The organism is Bacillus sp. PK5-006, assembly GCF_054161415.1.
This window is the reverse complement of sequence record NZ_CP096414.1, coordinates 1,215,890-1,232,847: the sequence shown is the minus strand read 5'-3', so window position 1 is coordinate 1,232,847 and position 16,958 is coordinate 1,215,890. Positions and strand designations below refer to the sequence as shown.

Here is a 16,958-nt window from a genome sequence, read left to right as displayed (position 1 = left end):
TCCTTAAAAAATAAAATTAGATGTCAATACAGTTGTATGTGGGAGGAAGTGAAAATATGATTGGTTTTCTCCAATGCAAAAAGCCGATATGTCTCCATATCGGCTTTTGTTTTATCGACGTAGTTTTTGAAAAACCTTTTCCACTGTCTCAATCGTATATTCGATGTCTTCGTCTGTATGAGCTGTTGACAGGAATAGTCCTTCAAATTGAGAAGGCGGGAGGAAGATGCCGTGATCGGCCATTTCCTTGTAAAATTCAGCGAATAAAGCAAGATCAGCTGTTTTTGCTTTGTCATAATTGATCACTTCTTCATTTGTAAAGAAGAATCCGATCATGGAACCCGCACGGTTAAACGTTAATGGAATTCCGTATGCTTTTGCCGCTTTCGAAATGCCTTCTTCTAAACGGTCACCTTTTCGTTTAAATTCTTCATAAGACTCAGGTGTCAGCTGTTTTAGGGTTTCTAAGCCTGCTGTCATCGCAAGAGGGTTACCAGATAACGTTCCTGCTTGATAAATTGGACCACTTGGTGCAATTTGTCTCATAATATCCGCTCTTCCGCCATAAGCACCGACCGGAAGACCGCCGCCAATGACTTTACCAAGGCACGTCAGATCAGGTGTGATGCCAAAATAGCCTTGCGCGCAGTGATAATCCACACGGAAGCCTGTCATGACCTCATCAAAAATAAGCAATGATCCGTATTGCTTCGTGATGTCTCTTAGCCCTTGCAAGAAACCTTCTTGCGGAGGGACAACCCCCATATTTCCTGCGACCGGCTCTACAATAACACCAGCGATATCATCTCCGAATTCTTGAAAAGCAACTTGAATACTTTCTAAATCATTGTACGGCACTGTGATTGTGTTGCTTGCAGTCCCTTCAGGAACACCAGGACTATCTGGCAGTCCAAGCGTTGCCACTCCAGAACCCGCTTTAATGAGTAAAGAATCACCGTGGCCATGATAGCAGCCTTCAAATTTCACAATTTTATTTCTGCCTGTAAAACCACGAGCTAGACGAAGTGCACTCATCGTCGCCTCTGTACCAGAGCTGACCATGCGAATAACTTCGATGGAAGGAACCCGTTCTGATACAAGTTTAGCTAATTCATTTTCAACTAACGTAGAAGCACCGAAGCTTGTCCCATTTTCCGCTACTCGCTGAATGCTTTCAACAACACGGTCATTCGTATGTCCTAAAATAAGCGGTCCCCATGATAAGACATAATCGATGTATTCATTTCCATCAATATCATAGATCTTGGCGCCTTTGCCTCGTTCCATAAAAATTGGGTCTGTGTTGACTGATTTAAATGCACGCACAGGGCTGTTGACACCACCAGGCATTAAATGCTGTGCTTCTTCAAATGCTTGCTTTGATTTTTCATAGCTACGTCCCATTTCAACGTCCTCCTGTCTATCCGTTCTTTATTCTGAGAGCCATTTTGCTGCATCTTTTGCATGATACGTGATAATGAGTTCTGCTCCTGCACGTTTCATACTTGTCAGCATTTCAAGAACAAGCTCTTTTTCAGAAATCCAGCCATTTTGAGCAGCGGCTTTCACCATTGCATACTCTCCGCTCACATTGTAAGCAACAACAGGGAGTGTAAATTCATTTTTCACATCACGCATAATGTCTAAGTAAGAAAGGGATGGTTTGACAATTAAGAAGTCAGCTCCCTCTTCTACATCAGATTGCGCTTCTCTTAGTGCTTCTAAACGGTTTGCAGGGTCCATTTGATATGTTTTACGATCTCCAAACTGCGGTGTACTATGTGCCGCATCACGGAACGGACCGTAAAAAGCACTTGCATATTTCACCGCATATGACATGACAGGTACATGAATAAAGCCTGCTTCATCAAGTGCCTCACGAATGGCAACAACAAATCCGTCCATCATATTTGAAGGCGCGATGATATCTGCACCTGCACGCGCTTGGCTGACAGCAGTTTTCGCTAATAGCTGAAGAGATTCATCATTTAAGATTTCTCCATCTTCAACGATTCCGCAATGTCCGTGATCTGTATATTGGCATAAGCAAGTGTCTGCAATAACCACGAGCTCTGGGAAATGCTTTTTGATCTCAAGCGTTGCTCTTTGAACAATGCCGTGATCGTGATACGCCTCACTGCCTACATGATCTTTATGATCTGGCACACCAAATACAATGATTGATTTGATGCCAAGGTCCACAAGCTCTTGGACTTCTTCTTTCACAAGATCTACAGAAATGTGATATACACCTGGCATTGAAGAGACTTCTTTTCGGACATTTTCTCCCTCTACAAAAAAGATCGGGTAAATGAAATCAGATGGTCTTAAAAAGGTTTCTCTGACTAATTCTCTCATTCCTGCGCTTGTCCGCAATCTGCGGTGTCTGTTAAATTTCATCAATGGTTCAACTTCCTTTCAGATAAACGGCACATTAAATCAAGCATTCCGTCTATCGTATAAGTTTCTGGGGTTTCAGATGAAATCCCGTATTGAAGCAGTGCCTCTTTTGTCAGAGGACCGATCGTCACAAAACAGGTGTCAGATGCAGCAAGCTTCGCTGCATCTGCTTCCATCACATGCATAAAAGAATGAACAGTGGATGAGCTCGTAAATGTAATAAAATCAAATGATTGCTTCGTCATTGCCGATTTAAGAGCAGCAATTCCTTCCTCATCCTTGACTGTTTCATATAAAATCCATTCTTTTACGTCTATGCCGAGCGGAATGAGGGTCTCTTTGACCACATCTCGTGACAGATGCCCTTTTGCTACAAACACACGCTCTCCTGGGCGTACATGGTCAAGTAATGCATCTGCCAGCTCTTCCGCTATGAATCGTTCTGGCACCACATCCACCTTCAAGCCGTGCTGCTCAAGATAGGCAGAGGTTTTCTCTCCTACAGCAGCCACTTTCAAATGGGTTAAGCTCTTATGTAAATGATGGTCTTTTATGTAATTTAGAAAAAAAGACGCACCATTCACACTCGTGAAAACAAGCCATTGGCTATTTTGTAAGTCCTTTAAAAAGGCCTGCGCTTTTTCTTTTGTGAGCGTAGCCTCAAACCGAATAAGAGAGGTTAAAACCGCATGGCCGTTCAGCGCTTCGATCTTTTGCTGAAACACGCCCGCTTGACGTTCATTTCGAGTGACAAGCACCGTCTGTCCGTGAAGCGATTTGCCTATGCTCATTGAGACAGATCCTTTTTCACCTTGTCGATCAAATCCTTTGCTCCCTTATCGGCCATCTGCTTCGCACACGCTGTTCCAATAGCTTCAGGGTCAGTGCCTGTGACGGTTTCTCGAATAATCGTGTGCCCATCAGCAGATGCAACAAGACCTGTTAGTTCAATTTCATGATGCTCATTCATTGTTGCATAGCCAGCGATCGGCACCTGACAGCTTCCATCCATTTGTTTGAGGAAGGCTCTTTCTGCAAGGACCGTTTTCTTCGTATATTCATTCGTAAATTGGGCGAGAAGCTTAAGCAGCTCTTCATCATCCCCGCGGCACTCAATCGATAGCGCGCCTTGTCCAACGGCAGGAAGGCAAGTCTCAGGAGATAAAAATTCCGATACGACCTCTTTGCTCCATCCCATTCTGGACAGACCGGCAGCCGCTAGAATAATGGCATCATACTCTTCATTTTTCAGCTTTTCCAATCTCGTATCAATGTTTCCTCGAATCCATTTAATCTCAAGATCTGGTCTTTCCTGAAGAAGCTGGGCGCTGCGCCGTAAGCTGCTTGTTCCCACAATTGCGCCCTTAGGCAGTTCGCTGAGACTTAGATGATCCTTCGAAATAAGTGCATCCCGCACATCTTCACGCTCAGGAATACAGCCAATAACTAAACCTTCTGGAAGAGCAGCCGGCATATCCTTCATGCTGTGCACCGCCATATCGATATCATGATTCAGCATCGCCTGCTCGATCTCTTTAACAAACAGTCCTTTTCCGCCAACCTTAGATAAAGTCACATCTAAAATTTGATCACCCTTTGTCACAATTTCTTTTATTTCAAAAGAATAAGAAGGGTTTAGTTCAGACAACTTTTGAATGACCCATTTTGTTTGTGTAATTGCCAGCTTACTTCGTCTAGAACCTACTTTAATTGTACGCAATACGTCTTCCTCCCGACAATGCCTTTAAGACTCATCATTATTGAAACCAATGAAAGGTTGATAAGCTACCAAGCAGAAAATAATTGATCATCAGCACAAGAAATGAAGCGACATTCCATAGTGCCACGATTTTGCCCTGCATATTTCTCACCAATCTGATATATAAGTAAAAGCCGTATAAAAACAGCATAATAAACGAACCAAGCACCTTTGCATCTGTCCAGTACAACGTATCATACGAAATATATGCCCAAATGATGCCAAGAATTAAACTAAGCAAGAGCATAGGCACACCAATAATGTTTAATACGTACGCCATATGATCCAGCTTTGATAAGTCTTCAATTCTCAAAAGCCATTTTCCCCATTTTTTCTTTTTCAGCAAACGATATTGAAAGAGATAAAGCAGTGAAAACGCAAATGAAAGTGAAAAGGCACCGTAGGATAAAATCGCCATCGTAATATGAATCACGAGCAGTTCACTCGTCAGCTTCCCCGTTAGTTCTGCTGAATGGAGATCAGATGGTGTAAAGGTGTGAATCGCCATCATGGAAAAGCCGATCACATTTGTAAAAAAGACAATAAATTCAACGCGCAATACCTTTGTGAGCACAAGAGACAGTGTCACAAGCACCCACGTATAAAAATATAACCCCTCTGCTACATTCAACACAGGGAATCGGTCTGTTTCCATCATAATATAGAACATGTAGACTGTTTGCAGCAGCCAGACAATAGAAAGCAACCAGAAAGCCATTTTTCCAGCCTTCCGGTTGTGTTGAAGAAAATCTATGAAATAGAACAAGACACTTAGCGCATAGATTAAGATCGTTGCTTCATTGAGTCTCGCTACAATGGATTCCATCATCGCTTAATCACTCACTGGCAACTGTAGCAAAGCCTTGCGCCATATTTGGTTTGAACAGCTGAAATGATCCTTGCTCCACCTGCATCGGCTCGACCTTTTGCTCTTCATCTTCAACCTGTAAATCAAAGATTTCTTTAAAGAGTAAAAGCTTTTCCTCTGCATTTGGCTCCGCGGCAATTTCTTTTGCCTTTAAGATAGGATCTTTCAGCATTTGGTTGATGATGCTTTTTGTATGTTTATTTAACAGCTTCATTTCACGGTTTGTGAGGTTTGGAAGCTTCCGCTCAATACTCTGCATCGTATCGGCTTGAATAGTGAGTGCTTTTTCTCTAAGTGCAGAAATGACCGGAACAACACCTAACGTATTCAGCCATTGCTTAAATTCTACAATTTCTGCTTCAATCAGGAGCTCAACCTGCTCAGCCACTGCACGGCGCTCTTTTAAGTTAGCAGCCACGATGCCTTCAAGGTCATCAATGTCATACAAAAAAGCACCTTCTACTTCAGAAATGGCTGGATCTAAATCACGGGGTACAGCAATATCTACCATAAATAGAGGTCTGCCCTTCCGCTTTTTATTCGCACTTTCGACCATTTCTTTTGTAATGACAAATTGTTTCGCACCCGTTGAGCTAATTAAAATGTCCGCTTCGGATAATGTTTTTTCTAATTGGTTTAAGCTCTTAGGCTCTCCTGAAAAACGACCGGCCAATTCCTTTGCCTTCTCAAACGTTCGGTTGATGACCGTTACTTGGCCAATTCCTTGACCTTGAAGGTTTTGAGCTGCCAGTTCGCCCATTTTGCCCGCACCAAGAATCAGGACATGCTTATCAGAAAGACGCCCAAAGATTTTTTTGGCAAGCTCAACAGCTGCATAGCTGACAGACACGGCATTAGACGCAATATCCGTTTCCGCATGAGAGCGCTTCGCAACGGTTACCGCCTGTTTAAATAAATAATTGAAAACGGTACCAATGGTCTTCTCCTCTTGAGCTACTTTAAAGCTGGAACGTACTTGACCGAGTATTTGCGTTTCACCAATGACCATGGAATCAAGTCCACAAGCCACACGGAATAAATGCTCAACCGCTCCATCGTTTTCATAGAACTTCAAATATGGAGAGACATCTTCCTTTTCTAAACCGAACCAATCGGCTAAAAATCTTTTTATATAAAACCGTCCAGTATGAAGCTGATCTACTACTGCGTAGATCTCTGTTCGATTACATGTTGAGATGACGATATTCTCTAGAATGCTTTTTTCTTCTTTAAGCTTGGACATCGCTGTTCCGAGCTCACTCGGTTCAAAGCTCAGCTGTTCCCGTATCTCAACAGGGGCTGTTTTATAATCTAAACCCACAACAAGAATATGCATAACTTCAGCTTGCACCCCCAACGCCCTGTCTAATTTATAATAATTACAATATAGAATTTATTATTTATAATGATTATAACATATATTCATTTTTAACTGGATAAAAATTGTGAACAGATTTCAAAAATGTTGTGATATAGTAGAAAAATGTTCGACACCAATTATGCCAGATCATCACTTCAAGCAATTTACCAGATTTGGCGCGTGCGGACAAATGATCTGCTTAAAAGAAGGTGACATCTTTGAAGAAGAAATCCATTTTGCTGCCGCTCACTTTATTGGCTGTAGCGCTATATGCCATTCTCTCAGGAGGTCAATTTGACATTTGGAAGGATCAAGAGAAATGGTATACACTTATACTGCTTTTTGGCCTCGCGTTCTTATATCAAGGAAAAAAGGAGCAAGAAAGCGCTCATGTGTTTATCGGTATGCTCATGACAGGCCTTTCGCTACACTTTATTCTACAGCCTAAATTGGACCACTGGCCAGACACATTTACAATGATTGTGTTCATCGTAGGACTTGCACTCTTTGTGAAATCATCTCAGAAAAAAGAATATCGAATTGAAAGTGTTGTGCTGATCGCACTCGGTTTGTTCCTTTATTTCTTTCAGCAAATTACAAAACAGCTAAGTTCCCTTTCAATCCCTACTTCCGGCTTTGAATTGTACTGGCCTTATGTACTGATTGCTGTCAGTCTCCTCTTATTATTTTTAAAAAGGAAATAACTTATACAATAAAAAAGGCATCTGCTCATGGCAGATGCCTTCAGCGTAAAGAGACAAACCCTCGCATTCGGTGTCAGTCCTGCGTGCTGGTGCTCACGAATAGCAAATTCGCTCCGCGCCAGTACTCGTGCTTTCTAGACTTCAAGGGTTTTCTTATCTTGCCGAAAAGAAGACAAAGAATAAAAAAAGCACCTGCTCATCGCAGATGCTTTTTTTAGCCGTTTACCTTCGCAAGAATCGCATTCCAGGCTTCATCTTTTCCCTTTTTTGTTTCAGAAGAGAATAGGATGAGTTCATCTGAAGGGTCAATGTCGAGCGTCTGTTTGACGACTTTCGCATGTTTTTCCCATTTGCCTTTTGGAATTTTATCCGCTTTTGTTGCGATGACGATCACGGGAACTCCGTAATATTTAAGGAACTCATACATGTTCACATCATCTACTGATGGCTTATGGCGCAGATCCACAATTTGGACGACTGCTTTTAATTCTTCACGCATTGTAATATACGTTTCGATCATTCTACCCCAGGCTTCGCGCTCTGTTTTTGATACTTTGGCAAAACCGTAGCCCGGAACGTCCACAAAATGGAGCATATCATTAATAATGTAGAAATTAAGCGTCTGGGTCTTACCTGGTTTAGAAGACGTACGCGCTAAATTTTTACGATTAATCAATGAGTTGATGAACGAGGACTTTCCAACATTTGATCGTCCAGCAAGCGCAATTTCAGGCAGTCCGCCGCTCGGGTACTGCTCTGGTTTCACCGCACTAATGACGATATCTGATTTTGTTACTTTCATCTTCCCTCTCCTACCAACGCTTTCTCAAGCACCTCATCTAAATGTGAGACCGGAATAAAGGTTAGTCCTTCTCTCACACTTTCAGGAATATCATCAATATCCTTCTCATTGTCCTTTGGAAGAATAATGGTTTTCAATCCTGCACGATGTGCGCCTAATGCTTTTTCTTTTAGTCCGCCAATCGGAAGCACTCTTCCTCTTAACGTTATCTCTCCTGTCATACCAACCTCTTTTGACACAGGACGTCCTGTGAGTGCTGATACAAGAGCCGTCGCAATGGTGATACCAGCTGATGGCCCGTCCTTTGGAACCGCACCCTCTGGAACATGGATATGAATATCGTGCTTTTCATTAAAATTAGGATCAATGTTCAGTTCATCTGCTTTGGATCGAATATAACTGAATGCCGCCTGTGCAGATTCTCTCATGACATCACCAAGCTTACCTGTTAACAAGAGCTTGCCTTTACCAGGAGAAAGCGATACCTCAATTGATAAGGTGTCTCCGCCAACAGTCGTATACGCAAGTCCTGTGACAACCCCGACTTGGTCTGTCGTTTCAGCCTGACCATAACGGTAAAGTCTTTTTCCGAGAAATTCAGATAAGTTCTTTTCCGTCACTGTGATGCGCTTGCGGTCTTCAGCCACAATCGCTCTTGCCGCTTTTCGGCAAATGGCTGCAAGCTGACGCTCTAATCCACGAACTCCTGCTTCTCTTGTGTAATAGCGAATCATATCATAAATCGCTGCTTCACGAAGCTGCAAGTTCCCTTTCTTTAATCCGTGCTCCTTTAGCTGCTTCGGCAGAAGATGATCTTTCACAATCTCTGCTTTTTCAACCTCTGTATACCCTGCAATCGTGATAATCTCCATTCTATCACGAAGTGGACCTGGAATGGTTGCTAAATTGTTGGCAGTGGCAATAAATAACACCTGCGATAAATCAAATGTCTCTTCAATATAGTGATCGCTAAAGTTGTGATTTTGCTCTGGATCCAGCACTTCAAGCATCGCAGAAGACGGATCACCTCTAAAATCAGAGGACATCTTATCGATTTCATCTAAAAGAAACACTGGATTCATTGTGCCTGCCTTACTCATCCCACGAATGATACGGCCTGGCATCGCCCCTACATATGTTCTTCTATGTCCGCGAATTTCAGATTCATCACGCACCCCGCCAAGAGAGATACGGATAAACTTTCGGTCAAGTGATTTAGCAATCGATTTGGCAAGTGACGTTTTCCCTACCCCAGGAGGTCCTGCTAAGCAAAGAATCGGTCCTTTTAATGAATTGGTCAGCTTCTGTACAGCAAGGTATTCAAGTACACGTTCTTTGACTTTTTCCAGTCCATGATGCTCATCATCTAAAATTTCACTTGCAAGCTTTAAATCTAGACGATCTTCTGTATAGATGCCCCATGGAAGATTAATCAGCCAATCAATATAATTTCGAATGACAGAGCTCTCCGCAGAGCTTGAAGGAATTTTTTCATAACGGTTCAATTCTTTTAGCGCCGTTTCACGAACAGAATCCGGCATGCTGGACTCTTCGATTTTAGACATTAATGAACTGACTTCGCCTGTTTTCCCTTCCTTGTCTCCAAGCTCCTTTTGAATGGCTTTCATTTGTTCACGCAAATAATATTCTTTTTGCGTTCGTTCCATTGAACGTTTGACGCGCTGGCCAATTTTCTTTTCAATTTCCAGCACTTCTTTTTCATTGTGGATTAAGCTGATGACACGATTCAGACGCTTTTTGACATCCACTGTTTCCAGTACTTCTTGTTTGTCCTTTAATTTGAGCGGCAGGTGAGAAGCGACGATATCTGCCATTCTCCCCGGTTCCTCAATATCCGTCACCGTTGCATATGTTTCAGCTGAGATTTTTTTTGAAATTTTTATGTACTGATCAAAATGATCTAACAAAGTGCGCATGAGTGCTTCTGCTTCTGCGTCCTTTAATTCTTCTTCTGTCAATTCTTTAATATCGACGGACGTATAGTCCTCAAGCTCCACATATGACTCGATCTGCGCTCGATTTAAGCCTTCAACGAGTACACGAATCGTTCCATTCGGCAGCTTCAGCATTTGTTTGATTTTTGTATAGGTGCCGACTTTGAAAATTTCCTCTTCACCTGGTTCATCTATTGAAATTTCCCGCTGTGTTGCTAGAAAAATCATATGATCGTTCATCATCGCCTGTTCTAATGCTTGAACAGACTTCTCGCGTCCAACGTCCAAATGCAAGACCATTGTTGGATAAACAAGCAAGCCTCGCAATGGGAGGAGCGGAACATTCTTTTTGATTTCATCTGCCATGTTGATTGACACCTCCGTCACTAGTATGAATCATTATAATATACCTGTTTCAGTCTTGTACAATGTAAAAGACTTGAGAAATGATGATCTTACCGTAGTATACCCTTTCTTTTTATCTTGAAAAAGAAAAAAAGATCTATTTCACTAAAAAATCCCCATATGTGATGGGGATTAAACAGATTTTCTTTTCATTTCCTCTTCTAGTCCATCTTTCTTCTCGTCTGGCGGGTTGACCAAACAGTGATCCAGCACCTCTTGGAAGTGCTTCACAGGAACAATGGTGACGCCTTCAATCTCTTTTAAGATCGACTGCTGGTTGTCATAAGGAATAATCACAGTTGTGGCACCAGCTTGTTTCGCCGCCTTAATCTTCGGTATCACACCGCCGATCGGCTTCACCTGACCCTGCAATCCGATTTCACCTGTCATTGCTGTCAGATGATCAATCGGGATTTGATGAATGGCAGAGAAAATCGCCGCCGCCATGGCAATCCCAGCAGACGGTCCATCAATAGGGGCACCGCCTGGAAAATTAATATGGATGTCATATTCATTTGTCCGTATCCCTAAGTTTCTCAGCACTGTTAATACATTTTCAACAGATCCTTTTGCCATACTTTTTCGTCGAATAGATTTAGACTGACTGCCAATGCTTTCTTCTTCTGCAATGCCTGTAATGTTGATACTTCCTTTTTCGAGTGCCTTACATATATTCACTTCAATCTCGAGCAAGGCACCGCTGTTTGGTCCGTAGACTGCCAGACCATTCACTACACCGACTTTTGGCTTTTCCGATACTTTTTGTTCATATCTTGGTGTCAGCTGGCTTGAGTGAATGACCCACTCGACATCGGCGATCGTGATGTCTTTTCTGTTTTCCGTGACGGCCATTCCAGCGGCGATCTGCACCATATTGACTGCTTCACGGCCATTTTTCACATAAGAGGTTAACAAGTTCAGCCCTTCATCACATAATTCCTTTTGGATTTTCTGGACAGCCTTAGCAGCGACAATTTTCAGTTCATGCCGGTCAAGGTCCTTAAAGAAAATTTCCAAACACCTCGATCGAATCGCTGGTGGAATTTCTTCAGGTGTTCTTGTCGTGGCACCTATCAATCGAAAATCAGCCGGAAGTCCATTTTGAAAAATGTCATGAATGTGATTCGGAATTTGAGTGTTTTCCTCACTGTAGTAGGCACTGTCTAAAAATACTTTCCGATCTTCAAGGACTTTCAGCATTTTGTTCATTTGAATCGGATGCAGTTCCCCAATTTCATCGATAAACAGAACCCCGCCATGCGCATGCGTAACGGCTCCTTGTTTTGGCTGCGGAATGCCTGCCTGTCCCATCGCTCCCGCCCCTTGGTAAATCGGGTCATGCACGGAACCAATGAGCGGGTCTGCGATGCCCCGTTCATCGAATCTTGCGGTTGTGGCATCGAGCTCCACAAAAACCGCATCTTTCTTAAACGGTGAATCAGCATGACGTTTCGCTTCTTCCATGACAAGACGGGCAGCGGCTGTTTTTCCAACCCCCGGTGGTCCGTAGACAATGACATGCTGAGGATTCGGTCCGCACAGCGCTGCTTTTAGAGCACGAATGCCGTCTTCCTGCCCTACAATATCTTGAAACCCCTTTGGCCGGACTCTCTCTGATAAAGGCTCACTCAGCTTGATTGACCGCATCTTTCTGAGTGCTTCCATTTCTTTTTTTGATTCTTTGTCTATCGTCACCTTTTGTGTGCGCTGATTTCGCAGTAAGTTCCAAAAGTACAGCCCGATGACGATACCAAAGAACAGCTGTATAAATAATACGATTCCTGTCCAGCTCAATCGGTGCTCCCTCCTTCATCTATCGTATGTATTGGTTTCTGTCTGCTAGTATTTCCTAGAGCTGGACGGAATAAACACGTCTTCTACGATAAATAAAAAACTCCTGAATCAAAATGATTCAGGAGCGAGACTTCTCTTATGCAGATGTTTTAGTATCTTTGTTAACGACTGTGCCATCCTTTAACACAAGACGCGGCGGCTCACCATCAGCAACCGTTGCACCAGTGATGACACATTTTTCAATATCATCACGAGATGGAAGGTCAAACATGACATCAAGCATGATGCCTTCAATGATCGAGCGAAGACCACGAGCTCCTGTTTTACGCTCAATTGCCTTTTTCGCAATTTCGCTAAGAGCATCTTCTTCAAATTCAAGCTCTACATCGTCAAGCTCAAGCATTTTTGTATATTGCTTAACAAGCGCATTTTTAGGCTTCGTCAAGATTTCTACAAGTGCTTTTTCATCTAACGGCTCTAGGCTTGCAATAACCGGCAGACGACCGATGAATTCTGGTATTAAACCGAAGCGAAGCAAGTCTTCTGGCAGTACTTTTGATAGAAGGACTTCTTTTTCAAGATCTTCGACTTTATTTTCCGCACCGAATCCAATTACTTTTTGACCTAAGCGGCGTTTGATGATTTGCTCAATCCCGTCAAAGGCTCCTCCACAAATGAAGAGGATGTTCGTCGTATCAATTTGAATGAATTCTTGATGCGGATGCTTACGTCCACCTTGAGGCGGTACACTAGCGACTGTTCCTTCAAGAATTTTCAAAAGGGCTTGCTGGACGCCTTCCCCAGATACATCGCGAGTGATAGAAGGGTTTTCTGATTTTCTTGCTACTTTATCGATCTCATCGATGTAGATAATGCCTTTTTCCGCTTTTTCCACATCATAATCCGCTGCCTGGATCAGCTTTAGTAAAATATTCTCTACGTCTTCACCAACATACCCCGCTTCAGTTAATGATGTTGCATCTGCGATCGCAAATGGAACATTTAAAATACGTGCGAGTGTTTGTGCAAGTAATGTTTTACCGCTTCCTGTTGGTCCAATCATAGAAATATTACTTTTCGAAAGCTCAACATCATCAATCTTGCTGTTGGAATTGATCCGTTTGTAGTGGTTATACACCGCTACAGCTAAGGATTTTTTCGCATTGTCTTGTCCGATGACATATTCATCAAGAATCTCCCGAATTTCATGAGGCTTCGGAACATCCTTGAATTCAACTTCTTCCTCTGTGCCGAGCTCTTCTTCAACTATTTCCGTGCAAAGCTCGATACATTCATCACATATATATACGCCAGGTCCTGCGACCAGTTTACGCACTTGATCTTGCGTTTTTCCGCAAAACGAGCATTTTAATTGACCTTTTTCCTCGTTGAATTTAAACATTCTTTCACCCCTTATTCTTCTTCACTTGCCTGTAGCTAACAGTCAGCTACCTTTCTGGGTCCAGTATGTATGCATTTTACCATACTTTCCTAAAAGACGGTAACGATGTGTTTCTAACACTGCACATTGAGATATGTATGACAGAAAGATGCGACTTACACTATCGTTTCCAAAAGAAGCGATGATAAGTCAAAAATTGTACAAAACAAGGCACGAGTCACTCGCGCCCTGTTTTATTATTATGCACCATATTAACGGTTTTCTACAAGAAAATCAATTGCTTTACGAACTTTTAGATCTTCTTTCATTGCTTCAGTAGATCCGATCGCTTGTTTGATATTTTCAATTGGCATGTTGTATGCTTCAGCCATTTTTGAAAGTTCTTCTTCCACTTCTTCGTCAGACACTTGTAAGTTTTCTGCAGCAGCAATTGCTTCAAGTGTTAGGTTAGATTTTACGCGTTTAGCAGCATCTTCTTTCATTTGCTCTTTCAGCGCATCTTCATCTTGTCCAGAGAATTGGAAGTAAAGCTCAAGGTTCATTCCTTGCATTTGAAGACGTTGTTCGAATTCTTTCATCATGCGGTCTAGCTCAGTGTCAACCATCGCTTGTGGGATGTCAACTTCCGCATTTTCAGAAGCTTTCGCAACTAGCTCTTCACGAAGTTTTCCTTCTGCTTCGTTTTCTTTTGCTTCTTCAAGACGTTTCTTCGTTTTTTCAGTTAACTCAGCAAGCGTTTCTACTTCTTCATCAACATCTTTAGCGAACTCATCGTCAAGTGCTGGAAGTTCTTTTGCTTTGATTTCATGAATTTTCACTTTGAATACAGCTGGTTTACCTGCAAGGTCTTCAGCATGGTATTCTTCTGGGAATGTAACTTCTACGTCTTTTTCAGCGCCAGCTTCAAGACCAACTAATTGCTCTTCGAAACCAGGAATGAATGAACCAGAACCTACTTCAAGAGAGTAGTTCTCAGCTTTTCCGCCTTCGAATGCTTCTCCATCAACGAATCCTTCGAAATCAAGAACAACTGTATCGCCGTTTTCGATTGCGCCTTCTTCTTTGACAACAAGCTCAGCTTGACGGTTTTGCATGCCTTTAAGCTCTTCTTGTACATCTTCATCAGTAACAGCTGTGTCGTCTTTTTCTACGTTAAGACCTTTGTAGTCACCAAGTTTCACTTCAGGCTTCACTGTTACTTTTGCAGTGAAGATTAAGTTTTCGCCTTTTTCGATTTTCTCAACATCGATTTCAGGGCGGTCAACTGGCTCGATACCAGCTTCGTCGATTGCTTTTGGATATTCAACCGGAAGAAGAATATCTAATGCATCTTGATAAAGAGATTCTACACCAAAACGCTGCTCGAAAAGACCACGTGGTACTTTCCCTTTACGGAATCCAGGGATCGATACTTGCTTAACCACTTTCTTAAATGCATCATCAAGTGCTTTGTTAAATGTTTCAGCGTCAACTTCTACAGTTAGTACGCCTTCGTTACCTTCTTGTTTTTCCCATTTTACTGACATGTGTGTTTCCCTCCAAAAATCTATTCAGATTGTGCGTTGCTCCATTCTAAAGCATCATAAAGACTTCGTCCAATCAAAAACCACGCACTCCGCTAAGAAGCTTGCATTATGTATACAACATTTGACTTGATTATACATATCGTCTTTCAACCGTTGGAATCTGACAACTGCACTATATATGCACAAATACAACCATTATATTATAACATAACAAGTCCGTCTTTCAACTAAATCGACAAATTACAAATAAGAAATTTCCTCAATATCTTTCAGCATTGTGCAAGCTTCTCTCAGCTCTCGTTCGTTAAATTCATACAATAGATGCAATTCTTCGAGTTCAATCTCAATTCCATGCATTTCATAGCCGACTTTATGAAGTGCCGCTGCCCAAAGACTCGGATCTGTGTATTTAGGAAGAAATGGATACAGCACAAATAAGTGCCGGCGCCATAACTCTTCCACGGCTTGGTAAAGGGTCGGATTCTCATTGCCAAGCGTGTCATCAAGCATACGAAGGACTTGCTGAAGGAGCGGCATCTGCTCTGGCTTTACAGCCTCAGAAGGAATAAGGGTTAAAGAATCACCGAATTTTGTCACATGAACCGGTTTTGCCACATCATGATCTGCCAGAAGCTGCAGGATCATTGATTTGACCAAAGGATTCCCATCAGGATTTTGTAAGATTGTATTTAATAGACCCATATGCGGTGTAATATTCCGGTCTTTCAATGAATGAATGAACTGGACCTGTTCTTCCGGACGCTTCAGCATATCATCTATGTTGACCTCACTTCCGGCGTCCTCATCTTCATCTAAAATCTCTTCAGGTGAGTCGATCATTTTTCTGCTAAATTCGAGCAGCTTGTAAAAATGCTCCGCACTTTCTGCCGGAAGATGGTTTTCCTCGAGCACAGCCTCAATCGTCTGTTTGACTTCTTCATATTCTTTCAGCTGAATAAGGATCGTCATATACACTTGGAGCACAGTGAAATAGTGGCCATATCCTTCATGCAGCATTTTTTCACAAACACGCTTTGCATCCTGTAGCTCACCAAGCTCCAGAAAACAAATGGCCATTCCAAGGTGAATATCGGATTCTTCATCGTCATCGTACGATTTAGCTTCTGAAAACAAGTGAAGCGCCTCTTGATACTGTTTATCTTTTAATGCTGCCATTCCTTTTTCAATCAGTCTTTCTTTCAGACCAGGAAACAAAATGACATTATCTTTCTTCTTGTCATGCTTCATGCTTACGTTCCTTTCGGGCGCATATTTTTTATCAGTTTACCAACGAAGATTAGTAAACACAAGTAACGAGAGGTTTTCATGCAAAAAAGAAGCCGTCACACCTCGGGCGGACAGCTTCTCGTTGCTTAAGCGCGCAGCCAGCTGCTGCGCTTTTCTTCAAATGCTTGAATGTCATCTTCTAGAAGTAATGTTAATGAAATCTCATCATAACCATTTAGGAGCATTTCTCTCCAGTGAGGGTCGACTTGAAAAGGGGTGATATTCCCTTCATGATCTTCTATCTGCTGTTTTTCAAGATCAACCGTCATCTCATACCCTTTGTTCTCATATGACGCAGCGAAGGTTTTCCACACATCATAATCAAGGCGAATCGGAAGCATCCCATTTTTAAAGCAGTTTTGATGAAATATATCTGCGAATGATGGTGCGATGACAATTTTAAAGCCATAATCATCAAGCGCCCAAGGAGCATGTTCCCTAGATGATCCGCAGCCAAAGTTCTCCCCTGCGATCAAAATGGATGCTCCTTCATAGATCGGCTGATTTAGTTCGAAATCTGGATTTGGGCTGCCATCGGCTAAATAACGCCAGTCGAAAAAGGCAAAGCGGCCATATCCTGTTCGTTCGATTCTTTTTAAAAATTGCTTCGGAATAATTTGATCTGTATCTACATTGATACGGTTAAGCACAGCGGCTTTTCCTTTATGAGTGACTAAAGGCTCCATCTATGACAAC

The 16,958-nt window shown here is 42.3% G+C and carries 14 protein-coding genes; 1 reads left to right on the top strand and 13 read right to left on the bottom strand.

The features are described from left to right. Positions 1–111 precede the first annotated feature (111 nt). Genes hemL through hemA form a run of 6 tightly spaced genes read right to left on the bottom strand, consistent with a single transcriptional unit; the run spans position 112 to position 6,363 of the window. The gene (hemL, locus tag M1D84_RS06290; RefSeq protein WP_213404617.1) at positions 112–1,404 is read right to left on the bottom strand and encodes a glutamate-1-semialdehyde 2,1-aminomutase; all 1,293 of its coding nucleotides are present in this window, start codon (positions 1,402–1,404) and stop codon (positions 112–114) included. A 27-nt stretch (positions 1,405–1,431) separates the two neighbouring features. Continuing rightward, complete coding sequence (hemB, locus tag M1D84_RS06285) at positions 1,432–2,400, bottom strand: porphobilinogen synthase (protein WP_029706177.1); 969 nt, start codon at positions 2,398–2,400, stop codon at positions 1,432–1,434. Continuing rightward, positions 2,400–3,191 (bottom strand): uroporphyrinogen-III synthase, encoded by a 792-nt coding sequence (locus tag M1D84_RS06280; RefSeq protein ID WP_213404616.1) that lies wholly within the window; start codon positions 3,189–3,191, stop codon positions 2,400–2,402. Before M1D84_RS06280 ends, hemB begins: the two co-directional genes overlap by 1 nt. Beyond that, positions 3,188–4,120 (bottom strand): hydroxymethylbilane synthase, encoded by a 933-nt coding sequence (gene hemC / locus M1D84_RS06275; protein ID WP_025092449.1) that lies wholly within the window; start codon positions 4,118–4,120, stop codon positions 3,188–3,190. Before hemC ends, M1D84_RS06280 begins: the two co-directional genes overlap by 4 nt. 37 nt (positions 4,121–4,157) lie before the next feature. Continuing rightward, entirely contained in the window at positions 4,158–4,988 is an 831-nt protein-coding gene (locus M1D84_RS06270) for a cytochrome c biogenesis protein (RefSeq protein WP_024423174.1), read from the bottom strand. A 7-nt stretch (positions 4,989–4,995) separates the two neighbouring features. Beyond that, complete coding sequence (gene hemA, locus M1D84_RS06265; protein ID WP_024427831.1) at positions 4,996–6,363, bottom strand: glutamyl-tRNA reductase; 1,368 nt, start codon at positions 6,361–6,363, stop codon at positions 4,996–4,998. Between the two features lie 242 nt (positions 6,364–6,605). Between hemA and M1D84_RS06260 the strand changes: the two genes are divergently transcribed. After that, a complete protein-coding gene (locus M1D84_RS06260) occupies positions 6,606–7,091 on the top strand; it encodes a hypothetical protein (protein ID WP_034661687.1) in 486 nt (161 codons plus the stop codon). Positions 7,092–7,305: 214 nt separating this feature from the next. Here M1D84_RS06260 and yihA read toward each other — a convergent pair whose 3' ends face one another. The 7 genes from yihA to leuD all read right to left on the bottom strand — a co-directional run bounded on the left by yihA (position 7,306) and on the right by leuD (position 16,948). Further along, positions 7,306–7,893: a ribosome biogenesis GTP-binding protein YihA/YsxC gene (gene yihA, locus M1D84_RS06255; RefSeq protein WP_024423177.1), complete on the bottom strand. Its 588-nt coding sequence runs from the start codon at positions 7,891–7,893 to the stop codon at positions 7,306–7,308. Beyond that, positions 7,890–10,214: an endopeptidase La gene (gene lon, locus M1D84_RS06250; protein WP_332284063.1), complete on the bottom strand. Its 2,325-nt coding sequence runs from the start codon at positions 10,212–10,214 to the stop codon at positions 7,890–7,892. The genes yihA and lon overlap by 4 nt, the downstream gene beginning before the upstream one ends. 171 nt (positions 10,215–10,385) lie before the next feature. Continuing rightward, positions 10,386–12,047, bottom strand: coding sequence for an ATP-dependent protease LonB (gene lonB, locus M1D84_RS06245; RefSeq protein ID WP_458106429.1), 1,662 nt, complete (start codon positions 12,045–12,047; stop codon positions 10,386–10,388). Between the two features lie 136 nt (positions 12,048–12,183). Next, on the bottom strand, positions 12,184–13,449 hold the full coding sequence (gene clpX / locus M1D84_RS06240; protein ID WP_024423180.1) for an ATP-dependent protease ATP-binding subunit ClpX: 1,266 nt from the start codon (positions 13,447–13,449) through the stop codon (positions 12,184–12,186). 251 nt (positions 13,450–13,700) lie between these two features. Beyond that, on the bottom strand, positions 13,701–14,975 hold the full coding sequence (gene tig, locus M1D84_RS06235) for a trigger factor (RefSeq protein WP_024423181.1): 1,275 nt from the start codon (positions 14,973–14,975) through the stop codon (positions 13,701–13,703). A 240-nt stretch (positions 14,976–15,215) separates the two neighbouring features. Beyond that, positions 15,216–16,223, bottom strand: a complete 1,008-nt coding sequence (gene ddcA, locus M1D84_RS06230) for a DNA damage checkpoint antagonist DdcA (protein WP_283859531.1) — start codon at positions 16,221–16,223, stop codon at positions 15,216–15,218. A gap of 125 nt (positions 16,224–16,348) precedes the next feature. Beyond that, the gene (gene leuD / locus M1D84_RS06225) at positions 16,349–16,948 is read right to left on the bottom strand and encodes a 3-isopropylmalate dehydratase small subunit (RefSeq protein ID WP_024423183.1); all 600 of its coding nucleotides are present in this window, start codon (positions 16,946–16,948) and stop codon (positions 16,349–16,351) included. Between the last annotated feature and the right edge of the window lie 10 nt (positions 16,949–16,958).

What these genes read in the sequence shown, in the direction of transcription:
- hemB (WP_029706177.1), bottom strand. Translation starts at nt 2,400, where the DNA reads ATGAAATTTAACAGACACCGCAGATTGCGGACAAGCGCAGGAATGAGA.
- ddcA (WP_283859531.1), bottom strand. Translation starts at nt 16,223, where the DNA reads ATGAAGCATGACAAGAAGAAAGATAATGTCATTTTGTTTCCTGGTCTG.
- M1D84_RS06270 (WP_024423174.1), bottom strand. Translation starts at nt 4,988, where the DNA reads ATGATGGAATCCATTGTAGCGAGACTCAATGAAGCAACGATCTTAATC.
- leuD (WP_024423183.1), bottom strand. Translation starts at nt 16,948, where the DNA reads ATGGAGCCTTTAGTCACTCATAAAGGAAAAGCCGCTGTGCTTAACCGT.
- tig (WP_024423181.1), bottom strand. Translation starts at nt 14,975, where the DNA reads ATGTCAGTAAAATGGGAAAAACAAGAAGGTAACGAAGGCGTACTAACT.
- hemA (WP_024427831.1), bottom strand. Translation starts at nt 6,363, where the DNA reads ATGCATATTCTTGTTGTGGGTTTAGATTATAAAACAGCCCCTGTTGAG.
- yihA (WP_024423177.1), bottom strand. Translation starts at nt 7,893, where the DNA reads ATGAAAGTAACAAAATCAGATATCGTCATTAGTGCGGTGAAACCAGAG.
- clpX (WP_024423180.1), bottom strand. Translation starts at nt 13,449, where the DNA reads ATGTTTAAATTCAACGAGGAAAAAGGTCAATTAAAATGCTCGTTTTGC.
- hemL (WP_213404617.1), bottom strand. Translation starts at nt 1,404, where the DNA reads ATGGGACGTAGCTATGAAAAATCAAAGCAAGCATTTGAAGAAGCACAG.
- lon (WP_332284063.1), bottom strand. Translation starts at nt 10,214, where the DNA reads ATGGCAGATGAAATCAAAAAGAATGTTCCGCTCCTCCCATTGCGAGGC.
- M1D84_RS06280 (WP_213404616.1), bottom strand. Translation starts at nt 3,191, where the DNA reads ATGAGCATAGGCAAATCGCTTCACGGACAGACGGTGCTTGTCACTCGA.